This window comes from Candidatus Palauibacter scopulicola, from assembly GCF_947581915.1.
GTDB classification, from domain to species: Bacteria; Gemmatimonadota; Gemmatimonadetes; order Palauibacterales; family Palauibacteraceae; genus Palauibacter; species Palauibacter scopulicola.
In genome coordinates, this window is the sequence record NZ_CANPWG010000052.1 from 40,967 (window position 1) to 57,127 (window position 16,161).

The 16,161-nt window shown below is 66.0% G+C and carries 33 protein-coding genes; all 33 read right to left on the minus strand.

Going from position 1 to position 16,161, the window contains the following annotated elements:
• Positions 1 to 95: 95 nt before the first annotated feature.
• Positions 96 to 287, minus strand: coding sequence for a 50S ribosomal protein L28 (rpmB, locus tag RN743_RS09680; protein ID WP_310779496.1), 192 nt, complete (start codon positions 285 to 287; stop codon positions 96 to 98).
• A gap of 30 nt (positions 288 to 317) precedes the next feature.
• Positions 318 to 821 (minus strand): hypothetical protein, encoded by a 504-nt coding sequence (locus RN743_RS09685; protein WP_310779498.1) that lies wholly within the window; start codon positions 819 to 821, stop codon positions 318 to 320.
• Between the two features lie 18 nt (positions 822 to 839).
• Positions 840 to 1,202 (minus strand): 50S ribosomal protein L17, encoded by a 363-nt coding sequence (gene rplQ / locus RN743_RS09690; RefSeq protein ID WP_310779500.1) that lies wholly within the window; start codon positions 1,200 to 1,202, stop codon positions 840 to 842.
• Positions 1,192 to 2,295 carry a DNA-directed RNA polymerase subunit alpha gene (locus RN743_RS09695; protein WP_310779502.1) on the minus strand — a complete coding sequence of 368 codons (1,104 nt, stop codon included), beginning with the start codon at positions 2,293 to 2,295 and terminating at the stop codon, positions 1,192 to 1,194. Before RN743_RS09695 ends, rplQ begins: the two co-directional genes overlap by 11 nt.
• Positions 2,296 to 2,366: 71 nt before the next feature.
• The gene (gene rpsD, locus RN743_RS09700) at positions 2,367 to 2,999 is read right to left on the minus strand and encodes a 30S ribosomal protein S4 (RefSeq protein WP_310779504.1); all 633 of its coding nucleotides are present in this window, start codon (positions 2,997 to 2,999) and stop codon (positions 2,367 to 2,369) included.
• Positions 3,000 to 3,380 (minus strand): 30S ribosomal protein S11, encoded by a 381-nt coding sequence (rpsK, locus tag RN743_RS09705; protein WP_310779506.1) that lies wholly within the window; start codon positions 3,378 to 3,380, stop codon positions 3,000 to 3,002.
• Positions 3,381 to 3,422: 42 nt separating this feature from the next.
• Positions 3,423 to 3,803, minus strand: coding sequence for a 30S ribosomal protein S13 (gene rpsM, locus RN743_RS09710; protein ID WP_310779508.1), 381 nt, complete (start codon positions 3,801 to 3,803; stop codon positions 3,423 to 3,425).
• Positions 3,804 to 3,813: 10 nt separating this feature from the next.
• Entirely contained in the window at positions 3,814 to 3,930 is a 117-nt protein-coding gene (rpmJ, locus tag RN743_RS09715; protein ID WP_310756605.1) for a 50S ribosomal protein L36, read from the minus strand.
• Between the two features lie 73 nt (positions 3,931 to 4,003).
• Positions 4,004 to 4,222: a translation initiation factor IF-1 gene (gene infA, locus RN743_RS09720; protein WP_310756603.1), complete on the minus strand. Its 219-nt coding sequence runs from the start codon at positions 4,220 to 4,222 to the stop codon at positions 4,004 to 4,006.
• A gap of 1 nt (position 4,223) precedes the next feature.
• Complete coding sequence (map, locus tag RN743_RS09725) at positions 4,224 to 5,006, minus strand: type I methionyl aminopeptidase (protein WP_310779510.1); 783 nt, start codon at positions 5,004 to 5,006, stop codon at positions 4,224 to 4,226.
• The gene (locus tag RN743_RS09730) at positions 5,003 to 5,659 is read right to left on the minus strand and encodes an adenylate kinase (RefSeq protein WP_310779512.1); all 657 of its coding nucleotides are present in this window, start codon (positions 5,657 to 5,659) and stop codon (positions 5,003 to 5,005) included. The genes map and RN743_RS09730 overlap by 4 nt, the downstream gene beginning before the upstream one ends.
• Before the next feature lie 5 nt (positions 5,660 to 5,664).
• Positions 5,665 to 7,023: a preprotein translocase subunit SecY gene (gene secY, locus RN743_RS09735; RefSeq protein ID WP_310779514.1), complete on the minus strand. Its 1,359-nt coding sequence runs from the start codon at positions 7,021 to 7,023 to the stop codon at positions 5,665 to 5,667.
• Between the two features lie 3 nt (positions 7,024 to 7,026).
• Complete coding sequence (gene rplO, locus RN743_RS09740) at positions 7,027 to 7,467, minus strand: 50S ribosomal protein L15 (RefSeq protein WP_310779569.1); 441 nt, start codon at positions 7,465 to 7,467, stop codon at positions 7,027 to 7,029.
• A 10-nt stretch (positions 7,468 to 7,477) separates the two neighbouring features.
• Entirely contained in the window at positions 7,478 to 7,672 is a 195-nt protein-coding gene (rpmD, locus tag RN743_RS09745; RefSeq protein ID WP_343219014.1) for a 50S ribosomal protein L30, read from the minus strand.
• Positions 7,665 to 8,186 (minus strand): 30S ribosomal protein S5, encoded by a 522-nt coding sequence (rpsE, locus tag RN743_RS09750; protein ID WP_310779516.1) that lies wholly within the window; start codon positions 8,184 to 8,186, stop codon positions 7,665 to 7,667. The genes rpmD and rpsE overlap by 8 nt, the downstream gene beginning before the upstream one ends.
• 12 nt (positions 8,187 to 8,198) lie before the next feature.
• Entirely contained in the window at positions 8,199 to 8,576 is a 378-nt protein-coding gene (rplR, locus tag RN743_RS09755; RefSeq protein WP_310779517.1) for a 50S ribosomal protein L18, read from the minus strand.
• A gap of 25 nt (positions 8,577 to 8,601) precedes the next feature.
• Positions 8,602 to 9,144, minus strand: a complete 543-nt coding sequence (gene rplF / locus RN743_RS09760; protein ID WP_310779519.1) for a 50S ribosomal protein L6 — start codon at positions 9,142 to 9,144, stop codon at positions 8,602 to 8,604.
• Positions 9,145 to 9,197: 53 nt separating this feature from the next.
• A complete protein-coding gene (rpsH, locus tag RN743_RS09765) occupies positions 9,198 to 9,596 on the minus strand; it encodes a 30S ribosomal protein S8 (protein WP_310779521.1) in 399 nt (132 codons plus the stop codon).
• A 1-nt stretch (position 9,597) separates the two neighbouring features.
• Complete coding sequence (locus RN743_RS09770; RefSeq protein ID WP_310779523.1) at positions 9,598 to 9,783, minus strand: type Z 30S ribosomal protein S14; 186 nt, start codon at positions 9,781 to 9,783, stop codon at positions 9,598 to 9,600.
• Between the two features lie 14 nt (positions 9,784 to 9,797).
• Positions 9,798 to 10,373 carry a 50S ribosomal protein L5 gene (gene rplE / locus RN743_RS09775; protein ID WP_310779524.1) on the minus strand — a complete coding sequence of 192 codons (576 nt, stop codon included), beginning with the start codon at positions 10,371 to 10,373 and terminating at the stop codon, positions 9,798 to 9,800.
• A 4-nt stretch (positions 10,374 to 10,377) separates the two neighbouring features.
• A complete protein-coding gene (gene rplX, locus RN743_RS09780; protein ID WP_310779526.1) occupies positions 10,378 to 10,725 on the minus strand; it encodes a 50S ribosomal protein L24 in 348 nt (115 codons plus the stop codon).
• 26 nt (positions 10,726 to 10,751) lie between these two features.
• Positions 10,752 to 11,120: a 50S ribosomal protein L14 gene (gene rplN, locus RN743_RS09785; protein WP_310779527.1), complete on the minus strand. Its 369-nt coding sequence runs from the start codon at positions 11,118 to 11,120 to the stop codon at positions 10,752 to 10,754.
• A 15-nt stretch (positions 11,121 to 11,135) separates the two neighbouring features.
• Positions 11,136 to 11,405, minus strand: coding sequence for a 30S ribosomal protein S17 (rpsQ, locus tag RN743_RS09790; RefSeq protein ID WP_310779529.1), 270 nt, complete (start codon positions 11,403 to 11,405; stop codon positions 11,136 to 11,138).
• Entirely contained in the window at positions 11,398 to 11,613 is a 216-nt protein-coding gene (rpmC, locus tag RN743_RS09795) for a 50S ribosomal protein L29 (RefSeq protein ID WP_310779531.1), read from the minus strand. The genes rpsQ and rpmC overlap by 8 nt, the downstream gene beginning before the upstream one ends.
• Positions 11,614 to 12,024, minus strand: a complete 411-nt coding sequence (rplP, locus tag RN743_RS09800; RefSeq protein WP_310779534.1) for a 50S ribosomal protein L16 — start codon at positions 12,022 to 12,024, stop codon at positions 11,614 to 11,616. It abuts the gene before it with no gap.
• Positions 12,025 to 12,030: 6 nt separating this feature from the next.
• A complete protein-coding gene (gene rpsC / locus RN743_RS09805; RefSeq protein WP_310779536.1) occupies positions 12,031 to 12,720 on the minus strand; it encodes a 30S ribosomal protein S3 in 690 nt (229 codons plus the stop codon).
• A complete protein-coding gene (gene rplV / locus RN743_RS09810; protein WP_310779537.1) occupies positions 12,720 to 13,070 on the minus strand; it encodes a 50S ribosomal protein L22 in 351 nt (116 codons plus the stop codon). Before rplV ends, rpsC begins: the two co-directional genes overlap by 1 nt.
• The gene (gene rpsS / locus RN743_RS09815) at positions 13,070 to 13,354 is read right to left on the minus strand and encodes a 30S ribosomal protein S19 (RefSeq protein WP_310756568.1); all 285 of its coding nucleotides are present in this window, start codon (positions 13,352 to 13,354) and stop codon (positions 13,070 to 13,072) included. Before rpsS ends, rplV begins: the two co-directional genes overlap by 1 nt.
• Positions 13,355 to 13,368: 14 nt before the next feature.
• On the minus strand, positions 13,369 to 14,208 hold the full coding sequence (rplB, locus tag RN743_RS09820) for a 50S ribosomal protein L2 (RefSeq protein WP_310779538.1): 840 nt from the start codon (positions 14,206 to 14,208) through the stop codon (positions 13,369 to 13,371).
• A gap of 3 nt (positions 14,209 to 14,211) precedes the next feature.
• Positions 14,212 to 14,568, minus strand: coding sequence for a 50S ribosomal protein L23 (gene rplW, locus RN743_RS09825; protein ID WP_310779540.1), 357 nt, complete (start codon positions 14,566 to 14,568; stop codon positions 14,212 to 14,214).
• Complete coding sequence (gene rplD, locus RN743_RS09830; RefSeq protein WP_310779541.1) at positions 14,565 to 15,200, minus strand: 50S ribosomal protein L4; 636 nt, start codon at positions 15,198 to 15,200, stop codon at positions 14,565 to 14,567. The genes rplW and rplD overlap by 4 nt, the downstream gene beginning before the upstream one ends.
• A complete protein-coding gene (rplC, locus tag RN743_RS09835) occupies positions 15,197 to 15,820 on the minus strand; it encodes a 50S ribosomal protein L3 (RefSeq protein ID WP_343219015.1) in 624 nt (207 codons plus the stop codon). The genes rplD and rplC overlap by 4 nt, the downstream gene beginning before the upstream one ends.
• Before the next feature lie 4 nt (positions 15,821 to 15,824).
• Entirely contained in the window at positions 15,825 to 16,133 is a 309-nt protein-coding gene (gene rpsJ, locus RN743_RS09840) for a 30S ribosomal protein S10 (protein ID WP_310756558.1), read from the minus strand.
• Positions 16,134 to 16,161 lie beyond the last annotated feature (28 nt).

Sequence of the window (16,161 nt, forward strand, 5' to 3'; positions counted from 1 at the left end):
GAGGCGACCGGCCCCGGGAACCCCCGCGGCCGGTCGCACGTCAGCGGCCCGTGGCGAAGACGCCGCTACGTTCGAAACGTCGCCGAGACGCGTCGTCAGGACGCCTTGACGACTTTTCCCGCCTTGATGCACCGCGTGCAGACGCGCACACGGCGACGAACCGAGCCCTCCACGATCCTCACCCGCTGGAGGTTCGGCATGAAGCGCCGCTTGCGCTTGTTGTTCGCGTTGCTGACGTGGTTCCCGACGCCGGGTCCCTTGCCGCAGACGTAACAGAAATTCGCCATGACCCGCTCAGTTATCCGCTCAGTATTCGCTCAGTGCACGTGCACGGAGTCGGCGAGCAGGAAGGTCGGGGACGATGGAATCAACTCGCCCATGCCTTCCTGAACCGCTCCGGATTCGACCCAGACGCCGGCGATCGAATCGTTGAATGTGTAGACCTGTCCCCGGACGGCGACGCTGTCGCCGCCGTAGATCGTCACTTCGGCCATCCTGAGGATCTGGATCGGGTCGGGCTGCAGCAGTACGGGATAGGCGACGCCAGGCGCAAGCTCGAGAGCAAACGCGCCCTCCCCGAGGCCGGTCGCCACCCGGATCCCTTCAATCAGCACGCGGCGGTTGACGGCTCCCTGCGGATCGGCCAGGAGGTCGGACGCATCCAGATCGCGGGCCGCCTCGACCGCGGCCGCTTCGGCTTCGGCGCGTGCTTCCTCGATGTCGCGCGACTGGAGGTTCAGCCAGTACATGAACCCTCCAATGGCCGCCAGCGCGACGATGCTGAGAATGACGCCGAGCCCACCTTCACCCTTGTTGGACATGTCTCTCCTCCCGGTTCCTCACGCCTCGCGATCGGTGAATTCAATGAGCGCCAACTCCGCTCCGTCACCCTTCCGCGCGCCCAACTTCAGAATCCTCGTGTATCCGCCCGGTCGCTGTTCGAAACGCGGACCGATCTTCTCGAAGAGCTTCCGCAGCGCGGCACGGTCCGCGATCTGCCGGCCAGCCAGTTGCCTGCTATGCAGATCGCCCCTCTTCGCCAAAGTGATGAGCTTTTCGGCGAACGGCCGCAACTCCTTCGCCTTCGCCTCGGTCGTCCGGATCCGCTCGTGCAGGATGAGACTCGTCGCCATGTTTCGCAGCATCGCTTTCCGATGGCTGCGCGTCCGACTGAGTTCCCGCCCCTTCTTTCTATGCCTCATCGTCGCCCCGAGCTCCGTTTCCCGCCAGATCGTCCTTCAGGTAGAGGTTCCCGTCTTCATCCCGCAGGAACGACATGCCGAACCGGAGTCCGTGCGCGCCGAGGACCTCCGCGAGCTCCTCGAGAGACTTCTCGCCGAAATTATCCAGCCCCAGGATCTCGTCGCGCGACCTCGTGACGACATCGCCCAGCGTCGTGATGTTCTGCTTCTCGAGCGTATTCCTTGAGCGGGCCGAGACCTCGCTGAACTCCTCGAGCGAGCGTTCGAGCAACTCGACAAGCCCCGAATCGACAGGCTCCCGCGCGCTCTTCTCCTCGATCGGCTCGAGCGCCTCCGGCAGGGTGGGCACGGTCCCCATCTGACTGAAATAAGACAGGTGCAGCCGGACGATCTCCGCCGCCTGCGAAACCGCTTCCGCCGGATTCAGGGCTCCGTTCGTTTCGACGTCCACCTCGAGCCTGTCGAAGTCCGTGCGCTGGCCGACGCGGGTTTCCCGGACGTTGAAATTCGCGCGGGTCACGGGGTTGTAAACCGCGTCGATCCGGATCGTACCGACCGGAAAGTCACGCTTGGTTTCGGTCTCCTCGGGAGGCGCATGGTGCTCCGCCATGACGAAGCCGCGCCCGCGATTCACCCACAGGTCGAAGGCGAGAGGACGGTTCTCGGGCAGGTCCTCCTGCAGCGTGAAGAGCACGAGATCCGGGTTCACCACCCGGACCGAGGCATGCTCCCCGATCTGCGCCGCCGTCACCGGACCGGCCTTGTGCGCCGTCAGCGAGAGCTTCGCGTCGTCCTTGTCCTCGTCCATTACGAGAACCAGACGCTTCAGATTCTGGATGATCTGATGCACGTCCTCGGCGACTCCGTCCACCGTCTGGTGTTCATGCTGAACGCCGTCCGCCCGAAAGGCCCAGACCGCCGCCCCGGGAAGCGAGGACAACATGATCCGCCGGATCGAGTTTCCGATCGTGTGCCCGAACCCGCGCTCCAGCGGCTGGAGAAGGAACGATGCGCGCGCCCCGTTCGGGGAGCGCCTCTGTTCCTCCATCGCTTCCGGAAGCACGAGACCGGCGAGATCTACCGACACCGTCATATGCACTTCACTCCGTGTTATTGCTCAGCGACTTCCGCGGGCCGGATGAGGGCTCTCGCGGCCTCGCAGGCTTACTTGCTGTAGAGTTCGACGATCAGCTGTTCTTCGACGGCGAGCGGAATATCGGACCGGGACGGACGCTCGATCATTCGCCCGCTCGCCGCGTCGTAGTCGACGCCCAGCCACGACAGCTGATCGCGTGACCGGCGATCCTCGATCGCCTCGATCACGACCGGCAGCTTCCGCGCTTTCGGCGCCATGGACACTTCCGCACCGGGTCCCACGGAATAGCTCGGCACGTCGACCGTCGCCCCTTCGACCCTCACGTGGCGGTGCCTAATGAGCTGACGCGCCGCCTTGCGAGAGGGCGCGAAGCCGAGACGATAGACGATATTGTCGAGTCGGCTCTCGAGCGCGACGAGCAGGTTCTCACCCGTGACGCCCGGGACGCGCGAAGCCTTCTTGAAGAGAGAGCGGAACTGCTTCTCCGCGAGTCCGTAGATCCGCTTCACCTTCTGCTTTTCCCGCAACTGCACAGCGTACTCCGACTGGCGCCGGCGACGGCGGCCGCCCCCATGCTGACCGGGAGGGAACGCGCGGCGCTCGATCGCGCATTTCTCCGTGAAGCAACGCTTCCCCTTGAGGAAGAGTTTCTCTCCCTCGCGTCGGCACAGCCGGCAAACGGGTCCCGTGTAACGAGCCATCTAGACCCTCCGCTTCTTCGGCGGACGGCAACCGTTGTGCGGAATCGGCGTCACGTCCTTGATCGAACGGATCGCGAGACCGGCCGCCTGCAGCGCTTGAATCGCCGACTCACGCCCCGACCCGGGACCCTGCACTTCCACGTGGACTCGCCGCATCCCCATGCCGGCGGCCTCTCGTCCCACCGTCTCGGCCGCGATGGTGGCGGCGAAGGGCGTGGACTTCTTCGAGCCCTTGAACCCCGCCTTTCCGGCGCTTGCCCAGGCGACGGTGTCCCCGGTCAGAGTCGTGATCGTGATGATCGTATTGTTGAAGGTCGCCTTGATGTGGGCGACGCCCTCGGCATCGACCTGGCGCTTCTTCTTTCTTACCCGCTTTACCATTCCCTGCGCGTCCTCCGTTCGGACCGACCTGGTTCCCCGCGCCTACTTCCGGGGCGCCTTCTTCTTACCGGCCACGGCGCGCCGCGGCCCCTTGCGGGTCCGGGCGTTGGTGTGCGTGCGCTGGCCGCGCACGGGCAGATTCCGCCGGTGCCGCATCCCGCGATAGCATCCGATGTCCATCAGACGCTTCACGTTCATCGAGGTTTCGGTACGTAGCGAACCCTCGACCTTGTAGTGGTTCTCGATGACTCGACGCAGCTTGTTGACGTCGTTGTCGGACAGCTGATAGACGCGAACGTCCCCATCCACACCCGTTTCGGCCAGGATGTTGCGCGCCGTCGAGTGGCCGATTCCGTAGATGTACGTGAGGCCCACCTCGATCCGCTTGTTCCGCGGGAGATCGACTCCGGCTATGCGTGCCATGGTTCCCTGCCTATCCCTGCCGCTGCTTGTGCTTCGGGTCTCGACTGCAGATCACCCGCACGACACCACGCCTGCGGATCACCTTGCAGTGCTCGCAAATTCGCCTGACACTCGAACGAACCTTCATGCTTCCGTCCTCCGGTGGCGGTTCGATGGCAACCCTTCAGAATACCAGCCCGAACCGATCCGAACAAACTCGATCACTTGTAGCGGTACGTGATCCGCCCTCTCGTCAGATCGTAGGGCGACAACTCGACCGCAACCCGGTCTCCCGGCAGGATCCGTATGTAGTTCATTCGAATCTTGCCGGAGACGTGGCAGACGATCTGATGCCCGTTCTCCAACTCCACGCGGAACATCGCGTTGGGAAGCGCCTCGGCGACCTCCCCCGTCATCTGGATCGGTTCTTCCTTCGCCAACTCAGGCCTCCCCTGCTGCTCGCGCCGGAGTCGCGACGCGCGTCAACACACGCGGGCCCTCCGACGTCACCGCCACGGTGTGCTCGAAATGTGCCGAGAGGCGGCCGTCCCCCGTCACCACCGTCCATTCATCGTCGAGCGTCCGGATTTCCGGCCCGCCCGCGTTCACCATGGGCTCGATGGCGATGACGAGCCCCGCCTGCATCCGGAACCCCCGGTTGCGGGCTCCATGGTTCGGAACCTGCGGCTCCTCGTGGGGCGCCTCCCCGACACCATGTCCCACAAGCTCCCGGATCACGCTGAAGCCCTCGGCTTCGACGTGCGTCTGTATCGCCCAGCCCAGGTCGCCCAGTTGGGCCCCGGGACGCGCCGCCTCGATGCCCACGTCCAGCGCCGTTCGGGTCACCCCCAGGAGACGCGCCGTCGCCGGCGCCACCTCGCCCACGGGGATCGTAACCGCCGCGTCCGCGAACAGGCCGTCGAGCTTGACGCCGACGTCGACGCTCACGATGTCGCCCGACTTCAACTCACGACGGAACGACGGAATGCCATGAACGACCTCTTCGTTGATGCTTGTGCACAGCGTGGCCGGAAACCCGTACAGCCCCTTGAAGGCGGGCGTCGCGCCCGGGTTGTCCCGGATCATCGCCTCCGCCATGTCGTCCAGCTCCCCGGTGCTCCGCCCGGGGATGGCGTGCTCCGCCGCCATCTCGAGGACCTCCGCCACGATGGCCCCCGCCGCGGCAATCGCCTCGACCTGGGCGGACGACTTCAGCCGGATCAACCGGCCATCTCCGCCGTGCGCAGCGTCTCGAAGAGACGGTCCCGCACCGCCTCCAGCGTTCCCGTGCCATCCACCGCCGTCAGTCCGGTCTCCGACCGGGCGTAGTAGGCAAGCAGTGGCTCGGTCTGCGCGCCGTAGACCGCGAGCCGATTGCGAACGGTCTCGGCGCGGTCGTCCGAGCGCTGCACGAGGACATCCTCGCAGTCCGGGCAGTCGGCAGTCTCGCCCACGGCACGCACGTGGGTCACGAGGCCGCACGTCCCGCACATCCGCCGGCCGGAGATGCGGTCGACGAGTTCCGTTTCCGGCGCCTCGAGCGAAAGCACCGCGTCCAGTCCGATGCCCCGGGCGGCCAGCAGTTCGCCGAGCCCGTCGGCCTGGGGCACCGTGCGCGGGAACCCGTCGAGCACGAATCCGCCGCTCGCCGCCGAACCGTCGAACGCCTCGGCGACGAGTCCCAGGACGACCTCATCCGGCACGAGTTCGCCCGCTTCGTAGTAGGCGCGAACCCTCTCGCCGAGCGGGGTTCCGGCCTCGAGCGCAGCGCGGATCATGTCGCCGGTCGAGAGGCGCGGAACGCCGAAGCGCTCGGCCAGGAACTCGCCCTGAGTGCCCTTCCCGACCCCGGGAGGACCCATGATGATCAGCCGCACGCCCATCACATGTAGCGCTGTCTGCCTCGATACTTGACGCGACCCTTCTTCATGAATCCCTCGTACTGACGCAGCAGGAGGTGCTGCTGCAGTTGCTGCATCGTATCGAGTGCGACGCCCACCACGATGAGCAGGGAGGTGCCGCCGAAGAAGAAGGTCTGAAGGTCGAAGATCGAGAAGATCAGGTAGGGCAGAACGGCGATCAGCGCCAGGTAGACCGAGCCGGGCAGCGTGATCCGCGTGAGCACGTGGTCGATGTAGTCCGCCGTCTTCGCGCCGGGTTTGACGCCCGGAATGAACCCGCCCTGGCGCTTCAGGTTCTCCGCCAGATCCGTCGGGTTGAAGATGATGGATGTGTAGAAGTACGTGAAGTAGATGATGAGAACGACGTACAGCACGTAGTACCACGTCGTCCCGACCTGCAGCGCCTGGCTCATCTCGTAGATGAAACGCCGGGCGCCCGAGCTGCCCGGTCCGGGATTGCCCATGAACGCGGCCAGAGTGCCCGGGATGATGATGATCGACTGGGCGAAGATGATCGGCATCACGCCGGCGGAGTTGATCCGCAGGGGGATGAACGACCGCTGCCCTTCCCGGATTCGGCCCCTGCCCACGACCTTCCGCGGGATCTGCACCGGAATCTTGCGCTGCGCCATGGTCAGGGCGACGACCGCCGCCATGATGGCCACGAGCGTCGCCGCGAGGGCGGCGAGCTTGATGAGCGAAATGCCGCCGGCCTGGTAGAGTTCGAAGGTATTGAGCACCGCTCCGGGGAAGCCCTGCAGAATCGAGAAGAAGATAAGCAGGGACATGCCGTTGCCGACGCCGCGCTCGGTGATCTGCTCGCCGAGCCACATGACGAACACGCCCCCGGTCGTGAGCATGAGCACGGTCAGCAGGCGAAAATCGAGACCGGGATCGAGCACCGCGCCCGGCTGAGCTTCGAGGAAGAGCGCGTAGGTGTAGGATTGCCCGATGCACAGCACGACGGTGGTATACCGGGTCCACTGCGTGAGCTTGCGGCGGCCTTCCTCCCCTTCCTTCTGCAGCTTCTCGATCGCCGGCATGACGGCGGCGAGGAGCTGGAAGAGGATGCTCGCCGAGATGTAGGGCATGATGCCGAGGGCGAAGACGGTCGCCCGCTGCAGGCCGCCCCCCACGAAGAGGTCGTAGATGCCGAAGATCGTACCCTGGAACTGGCCGGCGAGGGCCTGCAGGGCCACGACGTTCACACCGGGCGTCGTGATGTGGGAGCCGAGACGGTACAGGGCGAGACAGAGCAGGGTGAAGAGGATCTTCGCCTTGAGCTCCGGCACCTTGAAGATGTTCGCCGCGGCAGCCGCCGCGTTCTGACCGTTCGCCATCCCTTACTCGATCACCTGGGCGGTGCCGCCGGCCGCCTCGATCTTCTCGCGGGCGGAGGCACTGAAGGCATGCGCGCGCACGTCGACCGCCCGCCCGACGTCACCGCGCCCGAGGATCTTCACGGGACGATCCGTTCCGCGGATGATGCCGCTCGCCCGCAACGCCTGGGGATCGATCCCGCTGCCCTCCACGCGGTCCAGTTCCGAGAGATTGACGATGTGCCACTCGGTCCGCCGGTGCGGCTTGAACCCCCGCTTGGGCGTACGCCGGTAGAGGGGCATCTGGCCGCCCTCGAACCACGCGGGAATCGACGCGCCGCTCCGCGACTTCTGGCCCTTGTGGCCGCGCCCCGACGTCTTGCCCAGACCGGATCCGTGGCCGCGGCCCCGCCGTTTTGCCGAGGACTTCGAACCGCGGGGCGGAGAGAGATTGTCGAGCCCGATCCGCTCGCGTTCAGCCATCTTGTCCGACCTCCTCCACTTCGACGAGATGCGCCACCGCATGGATCATCCCGCGTATCGCGCGGTTGTCCGGCTGCACCACCTGGTCCTGGTGGTGCCTGAGGCCGAGGGCACGCAGCGTGTCGCGCTGCTTGCGCTGCGCTCCGAGACCGCTCTTCACCTGCCGAATCCTGAGCCGCTCACCCACGCATGGCCTCCCGGATCGTGGCGATGTCCACTCCGCGCTCGGCCGCGACCTGCTCCGGCGTGACCAGATCCTGCAACCCGCTCATCGTCGCACGGACGATGTTGAGAGGATTGTTCGTGCCGAGACTCTTCGTGAGGATGTCCTGCACGCCCGCGCACTCGAGTACCGCCCGGACCGGGCCGCCGGCGATGACGCCCGTGCCCGGACCGGCGGGCTTGAGCAGCACCTTGCCCGCGCCATGGCGCCCGAGGATCTCGTGGGGGATGGTCCCGTTCACGATCGGCACGACGACCATGGCTTGACGCGCCTGCTCGAATCCCTTTCGGATCGCCTCCGCGACTTCGTTCGCCTTTCCGAGGGCCATGCCGACGCGGCCCTGCCCGTCACCGACCGCCACGAGCGCGGTGAACGAAAAGCGACGGCCGCCCTTTACGACCTTCGAGACGCGATTGATGAAGATGACGTTTTCCTTGAAGTTGTCACCGTCGTCGCGCCGTTTTCCTCCTCTTGCCATGAAGCCCTCTCGTTAAAAGCGGAGACCGCCGTCGCGGGCGCCTTCGGCAAACGCCCGAACGCGGCCGTGATAAGGATAACCCCCGCGGTCGAACACGATCTCGCCCACATCGGCCGCGACCGCCTTCTCGGCAAGCAACCTGCCCGCAAGATACGCATCGGCGACCTTGCCCGAGCGCTCCCCCGCGTCGCCGTCCGTGCCGGCAAGCGTCGAGAGGCCGAGCAGAGTCACACCACGATCGTCGTCCACCAGTTGGCCCTCCAGATGCCGCAGGCTCCGGAACACGACGAGGCGCGGGCGGGCGGCCGTTCCCCGGATCTTCTTCTTGATCCGGGCGTGCCGACGCGTGCGCAGCCGCTGCCTCTGTTTCGTCCGACCCCTGATGTCCATCGTCTTCCCTCTGTCTGTTCGCCGATCAGGCTGTGGCCGTCGCCTTGCCGGCCTTGCGGCGCACATACTCGCCCACGTAACGGATGCCCTTCCCCTTGTAGGGTTCGGGCGGGCGGATCGCGCGGATCTCCGCCGCCATCTGCCCGACCTTCTCTTTGTCGTTCCCCGCCACCTTGACCAGCGTCGGCGACTCGACGCTCAACGCAATGCCTTCGGGCGGTTCGACGGTGACCGTATGGCTGTATCCGACGCTGAACACCACACCGCCGCCCTTCTGTTCCGCCCGGTATCCGACGCCGTGGATCTCCAGCCGCTTCTCATACCCCTGTGACACGCCCGTGACCATGTTGGCGATCAGCGATCGCGTGAGCCCGTGCAGAGCCCGGTGCCGCGCCTCATCGGAGGCCCGCTTCACGGACACCGCACCGTCGGACTGCGTGATCTCCATGTCAGGGTCGAAGGATCGCTCGAGCGCACCTCGAGGGCCCTTCACCATCACGTGCGCGCCATCGATCGTCACCTCGACGCCGTCCGGCACGGGAATGGGCAGTTTTCCGATTCTCGACACGCTATCTGCTCCCTCGCGGGGGCAACCACCGACACCTGCTCGCGGCAGCTCCGCTAGTAGATTCTCGCGATGATCTCACCGCCGACGTGCTGCCGGCGGGCGTCGCGATCCGTCATCAATCCGTTCGACGTCGACATGATCGCGATCCCCATCCCGGCCCGGACCTTCGGGATCGAGTTCGCGTCGACGTACTTCCTGAGGCCTGGCTTCGACACGCGTTCGAGCAGCCGAATCACGGGTCGGTCGTCCGACGTGTACTTGAGGTATACGCGCAGGCGGCCGTGCCGATCGTCGTCCAGCACCTTGTAGCCGCGAACGAAGTGGTTCTCCGCCAGGATCCTGGCGATCTCGATCTTGATTTTCGAGAGCGGGATGTCGACGCGCCGGTGTCCGGCCCGGCCGGCGTTCCGGATTCGCGTCAGCATGTCCGCGATCGGGTCGGTCATGCTCATCTCACCAACTCGCTTTCCGGACGCCCGGGATCTCTCCTCGGAGCGCCTGCTCCCGGAAGCAGATCCGGCACAGACCGAACTTCCTCATGTAGGCGCGGGGCCGACCGCAGCGATTGCAGCGTCTCACCTTGCGCGAACTGAACTTCGGCTTCCGGTTCGCCTTCTCGATTAGTGCCGTCTTTGCCATTCAGCCCTTTCCCGCTAGATGACGACCGGAACTTCATCGCGAAACGGCATCCCCATCTCGCGAAGCAGAACGAGCGCCTCATCGTCCCGGTTGGTCGTCGTGACGAACGTGATGTTGAGACCGTGGATCTTGACGATCTCGTCGTAATCGACTTCGGCGAAGACCATCTGTTCCCGGATCCCCACCGTGTAGTTGCCGCGCCCATCGAACGCCCGGCTCCGGAACCCCCTGAAGTCCCGGATCCGCGGCACGGCCGTACTGATGAACCGATCGAGGAACTCGTACATGCGGGCATTGCGAAGCGTCACCATCGTCCCGATCGGCATGCCCTCGCGGAGACCGAAATTCGAGATCGAGTTCCGCGCCCGCGTGACGACGGGTCGCTGGCCGCTGATCACGGCGATCTCGTTCGAGGCGGACTCGATCAGCCGGGGATTGTCCTTCCCGTCGCCGAGCCCTGCGTTGATCACGATCTTCTCGAGCTTCGGGATCTGGTGCGGGTTCTCGAAGCCGAAGGTATCGGCAAGCTTCGCCCGGACCGTGTCCTCGTAGTGTTTCCGCAGCCGCGGCTTTCCGTTCTCGGAACTCATCTTGCTAGCCCGCCGTCGGGATGGGGTGGTCACAGCGCTTGCAGATCCGCTCGATCGTGCCGTCCGCGTCGCGCTGGCGGTGCACCCGCGACGGCTCGTCGCACTGGGGGCACAAGAGCATCACGTTCGAGGCGTTGATCGGCTCTTCGTAGGTGACGATGCCGCCTTCGGTGATCCCGCCCCTCGCGTTGGCCACGGGACGCTTGTGATGCTTGCGCATGTTCACGTCCTGCACCACGACGAGTCCCCGCGAAGGGATCGTGCGCAGCACCTGGCCCTGGGCGCCGGCGTAGTTGCCCGCGATCACCCGAACCGTGTCTCCGGCTCTCACGTTCAGTTTCTTCCGTGTCATCTTCGGTTCAGATCCTCGTGCGGTGCTCAGATTACTTCGGGTGCGAGCGACACGATCTTCATGAACTTCTTCTCGCGGAGTTCACGCGCCACCGGCCCGAAGATACGCGTCGCGGTCGGCTCGCCCGCGTCGTTGATGATCACCGCCGCATTCTCATCGAAGCGGATGTAACTGCCGTCGCGCCGTCGGCTCTCCTTCGCCGTCCGTACGACGACCGCCCGAACCACCTGTCCCTTCTTCACGTTCCCGTGCGGGGTCGCGTCCTTGATCGTCGCAACGATTACGTCGCCCACGCGGGCGTACCGGCGGCGCGACCCGCCGAGGACGCGTATGCAGAGAGCCCGGCGGGCACCGGAATTGTCCGCGATGCGGACCATCGATTCCTGCTGAATCATCTCGTCGTGTCCCCGTTACTCCGGACGCTGCACCAGCTCGAGCACGCGCCAGCGCTTGAGCCTGGAGAGCGGACGGGTCTCCTCGATCCGGACCACGTCACCCACCCGGTATTCGTTCTCTTCGTCGTGTGCCTGGTACCTCTTGCCGCGGCTCACCTGCTTGCCGTACAGCGGGTGCGCGAGCCGCCGCTCGACGGACACCACGACGGTTTTTTCCATGCGGTCGCTCACGACCGTTCCGAGCCGCACCTTGCGCCGGCCCTTCGTCGCCGATTGATCAGCCAACCTGGTTCTCCTCGCTACGCGTCCGCTCGACCTGCACGGTCTTCAGCCGCGCGATCTCGCGACGCAACGTCTTCAGGAGCGATGGGTTTTCGAGTTCCTCGAACGCGGCCCGGTAGCGCAGACGAGCGATTTCGTCCTTCGCGCGGGTGAGTTCCTCGGCAAGCTCGTCGTCCGTGAGTTCGCGCATCTCCATCGCTTCAAGCGGCATCTAGTCCTCCCGCTCCAGGAAGCGTGTCTTGACCGGAAGCTTCGCCGAGGCCAACTGCATCGCCCGCCGCGCGAGTTCGATGTCGACGCCTTCGAGCTCGAACATCACCCGGCCCGGCTTCACCGGCGCGACCCAGTACTCGGGGTTCCCCTTGCCCTTCCCCATCCGGGTTTCCGCAGGCTTCTGCGTGAGCGGCTTATCCGGAAAGATGCGGATCCAGACCTTGCCGCCACGCTTGATGTGGCGCGTCATGGCGACCCGGGCGGCCTCGATCTGACGATTCGTGATCCAGCCCGGTTCCACGGCCTGAAGCGCGTAGTCGCCGAACGAGACCTTGTTCCCGCGACGCGCGGCGCCCCGCATGCGTCCCTTCTGCTGTTTCCGGTACTTGATCCGCTTCGGTTGCAGCATGTGTCTCTATCCTCGTCCGCGGCCCGCGCGGCGGCGCCCGCCCGCAGTGTATGTCTGACCACGGCGGTCTTCCACGATCTCGCCGTGGAAGATCCACACCTTCACGCCGATCGTGCCGAACGTCGTCCGCGCCTGTCGCTCCGCGTAGTCGATGTCCGCACGCAATGTGTGCAAAGGCACGCGTCCCTCGTGATAGCCCTCCGAACGCGCGATCTCGGCCCCGCCGAGCCGCCCGCCGCACTGAATGCGGATGCCGCCGGCGCCCGCCCGCATCGCCGCCTGCACGGCCCGCTTCATCGCGCGCCGGAAGCTGATCCGCTGCGTCAGCTGATGGGCCACGTTGTCCGCCACGAGCTGGGCCTGGGTCTCCGGACGGCGAATCTCCTCTACGTTGACGGAAACCTCCGCCTCCGTCAGCATGGCGAGTTCATCACGCAGCTTGTCGACCTCGGCCCCACGCTTGCCGATGACGACGCCGGGGCGACCCGTGTGGATCGTGACGACGATCTTGGACGGCTTGCGCTCGATCTCCACCTGGGCGATCGCCGCGTGCCCGAGTCGCGCGTGCAGGTACTTCCGCAGCTTCTCGTCTTCGGCGAGGAGCTTCGGGAACTCCTTGCCCTGCGCGTACCAGCGCGACCGCCACGGCTTGACCGCGCCGAGTCTGAATCCGTACGGGTGTGTCTTCTGGCCCATTAGTCTCTCGTGTCCACGACGACCGTCACATGACTGCTCCGCTTGAGCCGCGGGGTCGCTCTTCCGTAGGCGCGTGCCCTCCAGCGCCGAAGCGTCCTGCCCTCGTCCACATACGCCTCGCGCACATAGAGCTCGTCCACGTCCAGCGTTTCGCCCCCCTCGTCCGCCCGGTAGACCGCATTGGCGACGGCCGAACGGAGAACCTTTCCGATCGAGCGCGCCGCCTTCTTCTTCGAGAATTGCAGGATGGCGTAGGCCTCGTTGACGTCTCGCCCGCGAATCTGGTCGATGACCAGACGCATCTTCCGGGCGGACATGCCGAGATTCTTCGCCCTGGCTGTCGCCTGCATCAGACTCTGCCCCTCCGGTCTCGCGCGGAACCGGCGTGCCCGCGGAAGGTTCGCGTCGTCGCGAACTCTCCGAGCTTGTGCCCCACCATGTTCTCCGTCACGTAGACCGGGATGAACTTGTTGCCGTTGTGCACCGCGAGCGTGTGTCCGACGAAATCCGGGCTGATGGTCGAAGCCCTGGCCCACGTCTTGATGACCGACTTGTCTCCGGAATCGTTCATCCGCTGCACCTTCATCAGCAGCTTCTCGTCGATGTACGGTCCCTTCCGCACGCTTCTCGGCATCGGATCTCCCGTTCCTACTTCGTGGCCTTGCCGCGCTTGCGGCCGCGCACGATCAGCTTGTCGCTCGGCTTGTGCTTCTTCCTCGTCTTGCGACCCTCCGGCTTGCCCCACGGCGATACGGGCGGACGGCCGCCGGAACTGCGTCCCTCCCCACCCCCGAGGGGATGATCGACGGGATTCATCGCCACGCCGCGCACCTTGGGCCGCCGGCCCTTCCACCTCGACCGGCCCGCTTTGCCGGCCCGGATGAGTTCGTGGTCGACGTTGCCGACCTGCCCGACCGTGGCGCGGCACGATTCCGGCACCATGCGCATCTCGGTGCTCGGGAGCCGCAACGTGACCGCGCCCCGCTCCTTCGCGACGACCTGGACCGACGCGCCGGCCGAGCGGGCGAGCTGCGCGCCCTTGCCGGGCACAAGCTCCACGCCGTGCACGACCGTCCCGAGCGGGACCTCGCGTAGCGGCAGGCAGTTCCCCACGTTCGGGTCGATCCCCGACCCGGAGAGGATGGTGTCACCGACACCCAGACCTCGCGGGTGGAGGATGTAGCGCTTTTCTCCATCCGCGTAATGGATGAGCGCGATGCGGGCCGAGCGATTCGGGTCGTATTCGATCTCCGCGATGACGCCCGGCACGCCGTCCTTCCTGCGCTTGAAGTCGATGCGCCGGTAGCGCCGCTTGTGGCCGCCCCCTCGCCTCCGGCTCGTGATATGTCCGTGGTGGTTGCGGCCGGACTTCTTCGGCAGACCCTCCGTCAGCGACTTCTCCGGCTCGCTGCGGGTGATTTCCTCGAACGTCGATACGCTGCGGTATCGAGAGGCCGCCGTCACCGGCTTGAATTTGCGAATCGGCATCGATCAGGCTCCCTCCAGCACGTCGACGGGGCCATCGGCCACCTCGATGATCGCCTTCTTCCAGTGCGGCCTGCGGCCCATCATGCGCCCCATGCGCTTCTTCTTCCCCCGCACGTTCATCGTGCGCACGGAGGTGACTCGCCGTCCCTCGAAGATCGCCTCGAACGCGCGGCGGATCTCGATCTTGTTCGCGTCCGGCGCCACCTCGAAGGTGTACTTGGGCCGCGGCTCCACCTCGCCGCGGTCGATACGCGCCTGGAGACGCCGTCCCACGCCATCGGTCCCTTCGGACTGAAGGCTCGTGGAGGTCTTCTCCGTAAACAGCGGACGCAGGATGATCTCGTTCGGCGCGCGCGTCATGCGTCACCGTCCCCGGCGGCGTCTCCCGCCGTATCGAAGGCCGACGACTCGACGAGTACCAGGTCGGACCAGAGGACGTCGTACGCCGACGCCTCTCCCCATGGGAGCACCCGCACGCCGGGCAGGTTTCTCGCCGACAGGTGGACATCGGGTTTGTGGCCCGCCGTCAGGAGAAGGACGTTTTCCGAACCGCGGCCGATGCCGGCCAGCAGAGCGGCGACGCGCCGGGTCTTCGGCGAATCGAAGTCCAGAGGCTCGAGGAGCGCGAGATCGCCGTTCATGGCTCTCGTGTTGAGTGCGGAACGGATGGCCAGCTGACGGATTCGCCTCGGCACGCGTACCCGATAGGAGCGCGGCTGCGGGCCGAAGACGACCGAGCCGCCGCGCCACAGCGCCGAACGGATCGAGCCGGCGCGGGCGCGTCCCGTCCCTTTCTGGCGCCAGGGCTTCCGCGATCCTCCGCGAACGGTCGAGCGGGTCTTCGTCGACGCCGTCCCCTGTCGGCGGTTCGCCAGCACAGCGGTGACGACCTGATGGAGCACGTCTTCGTTGACCGTGCCATCGAACGGCGTCTCGGGCAGGGCCCGCTCGGCCCCGGCGGCGCCGTCGGAGCTGTACGTCGCGACTTTCATCGGCCCGGCCTCACCATAACGAGGTTGTTTCGCCCGCCCGGGACGGAGCCCTGCACGATCAGGAGGTTCTTTTCCGCGTCGACCCGGATGATCTTCCGGCTCATCGCCATGCGCTGCGTCCCCCCCATGCGGCCGGCCATCTTCCGCCCCTTGATCACGCGGGACGGGTCCGTACCGGCCCCGATCGAGCCCGGAGCCCTGAGAATGGACGTTCCGCCGTGGGAGCCTCGACCGCCGCCGAAGCCGTGCCGCTTCACGACGCCCTGGAACCCGCGACCCTTGGTCGTTCCCGTTACGTTCACCCGCGATCCGACATCGAACATGCCGACCGTGAGTTCCTGACCCAGCTCGAGCTCCTCGCCCTCGAAGTCGAACTCCGCGAGGACGCGCGGGACGTAGTCGAGGCCGGCGCGCGCGGCGTGGCCCGCGGCCGGCTTCCGTTCGCGCCCCTCCTTCACGCGGCCGAAGCCCAGCTGCACGGCCTCGTAGCCGTCGCGCTCGGTGGTCTTGATCTGGACGACCGGACAGGGTCCGACCTCCAGCACGGTGACACCGACGGCCTTCCCGTCGTCGTCGAAGATCTGCGTCATGCCGATTTTCCGGCCGATCAACCCGGGCATCTCGCTACTCGACTTTGATTTCCACATCGACGCCGGCCGCAAGATCCAGCTTCGTCAGCGCGTCGATCGTCTGCGGACGGGAGTCGTGGATGTCGATGAGCCGCTTGTGCGTCTTCAGTTCGAACTGCTCCCGCGACTTCTTGTCCACGTGAGGACTCCGCAGCACCGTGAACAGCTGGCGGCGCGTCGGGAGCGGGATCGGCCCGCTGACGGACGCACCGGTCTTCTGCGCGGTCCGGACGATGTCCGCCGCCGTCTGGTCGATCACGGCTGGATCGAAAGCCTTCAGCCGAATTCGAATCTTCTGCGCCATATCCGTGCGCCGTCTCGTTTTCCGGGGC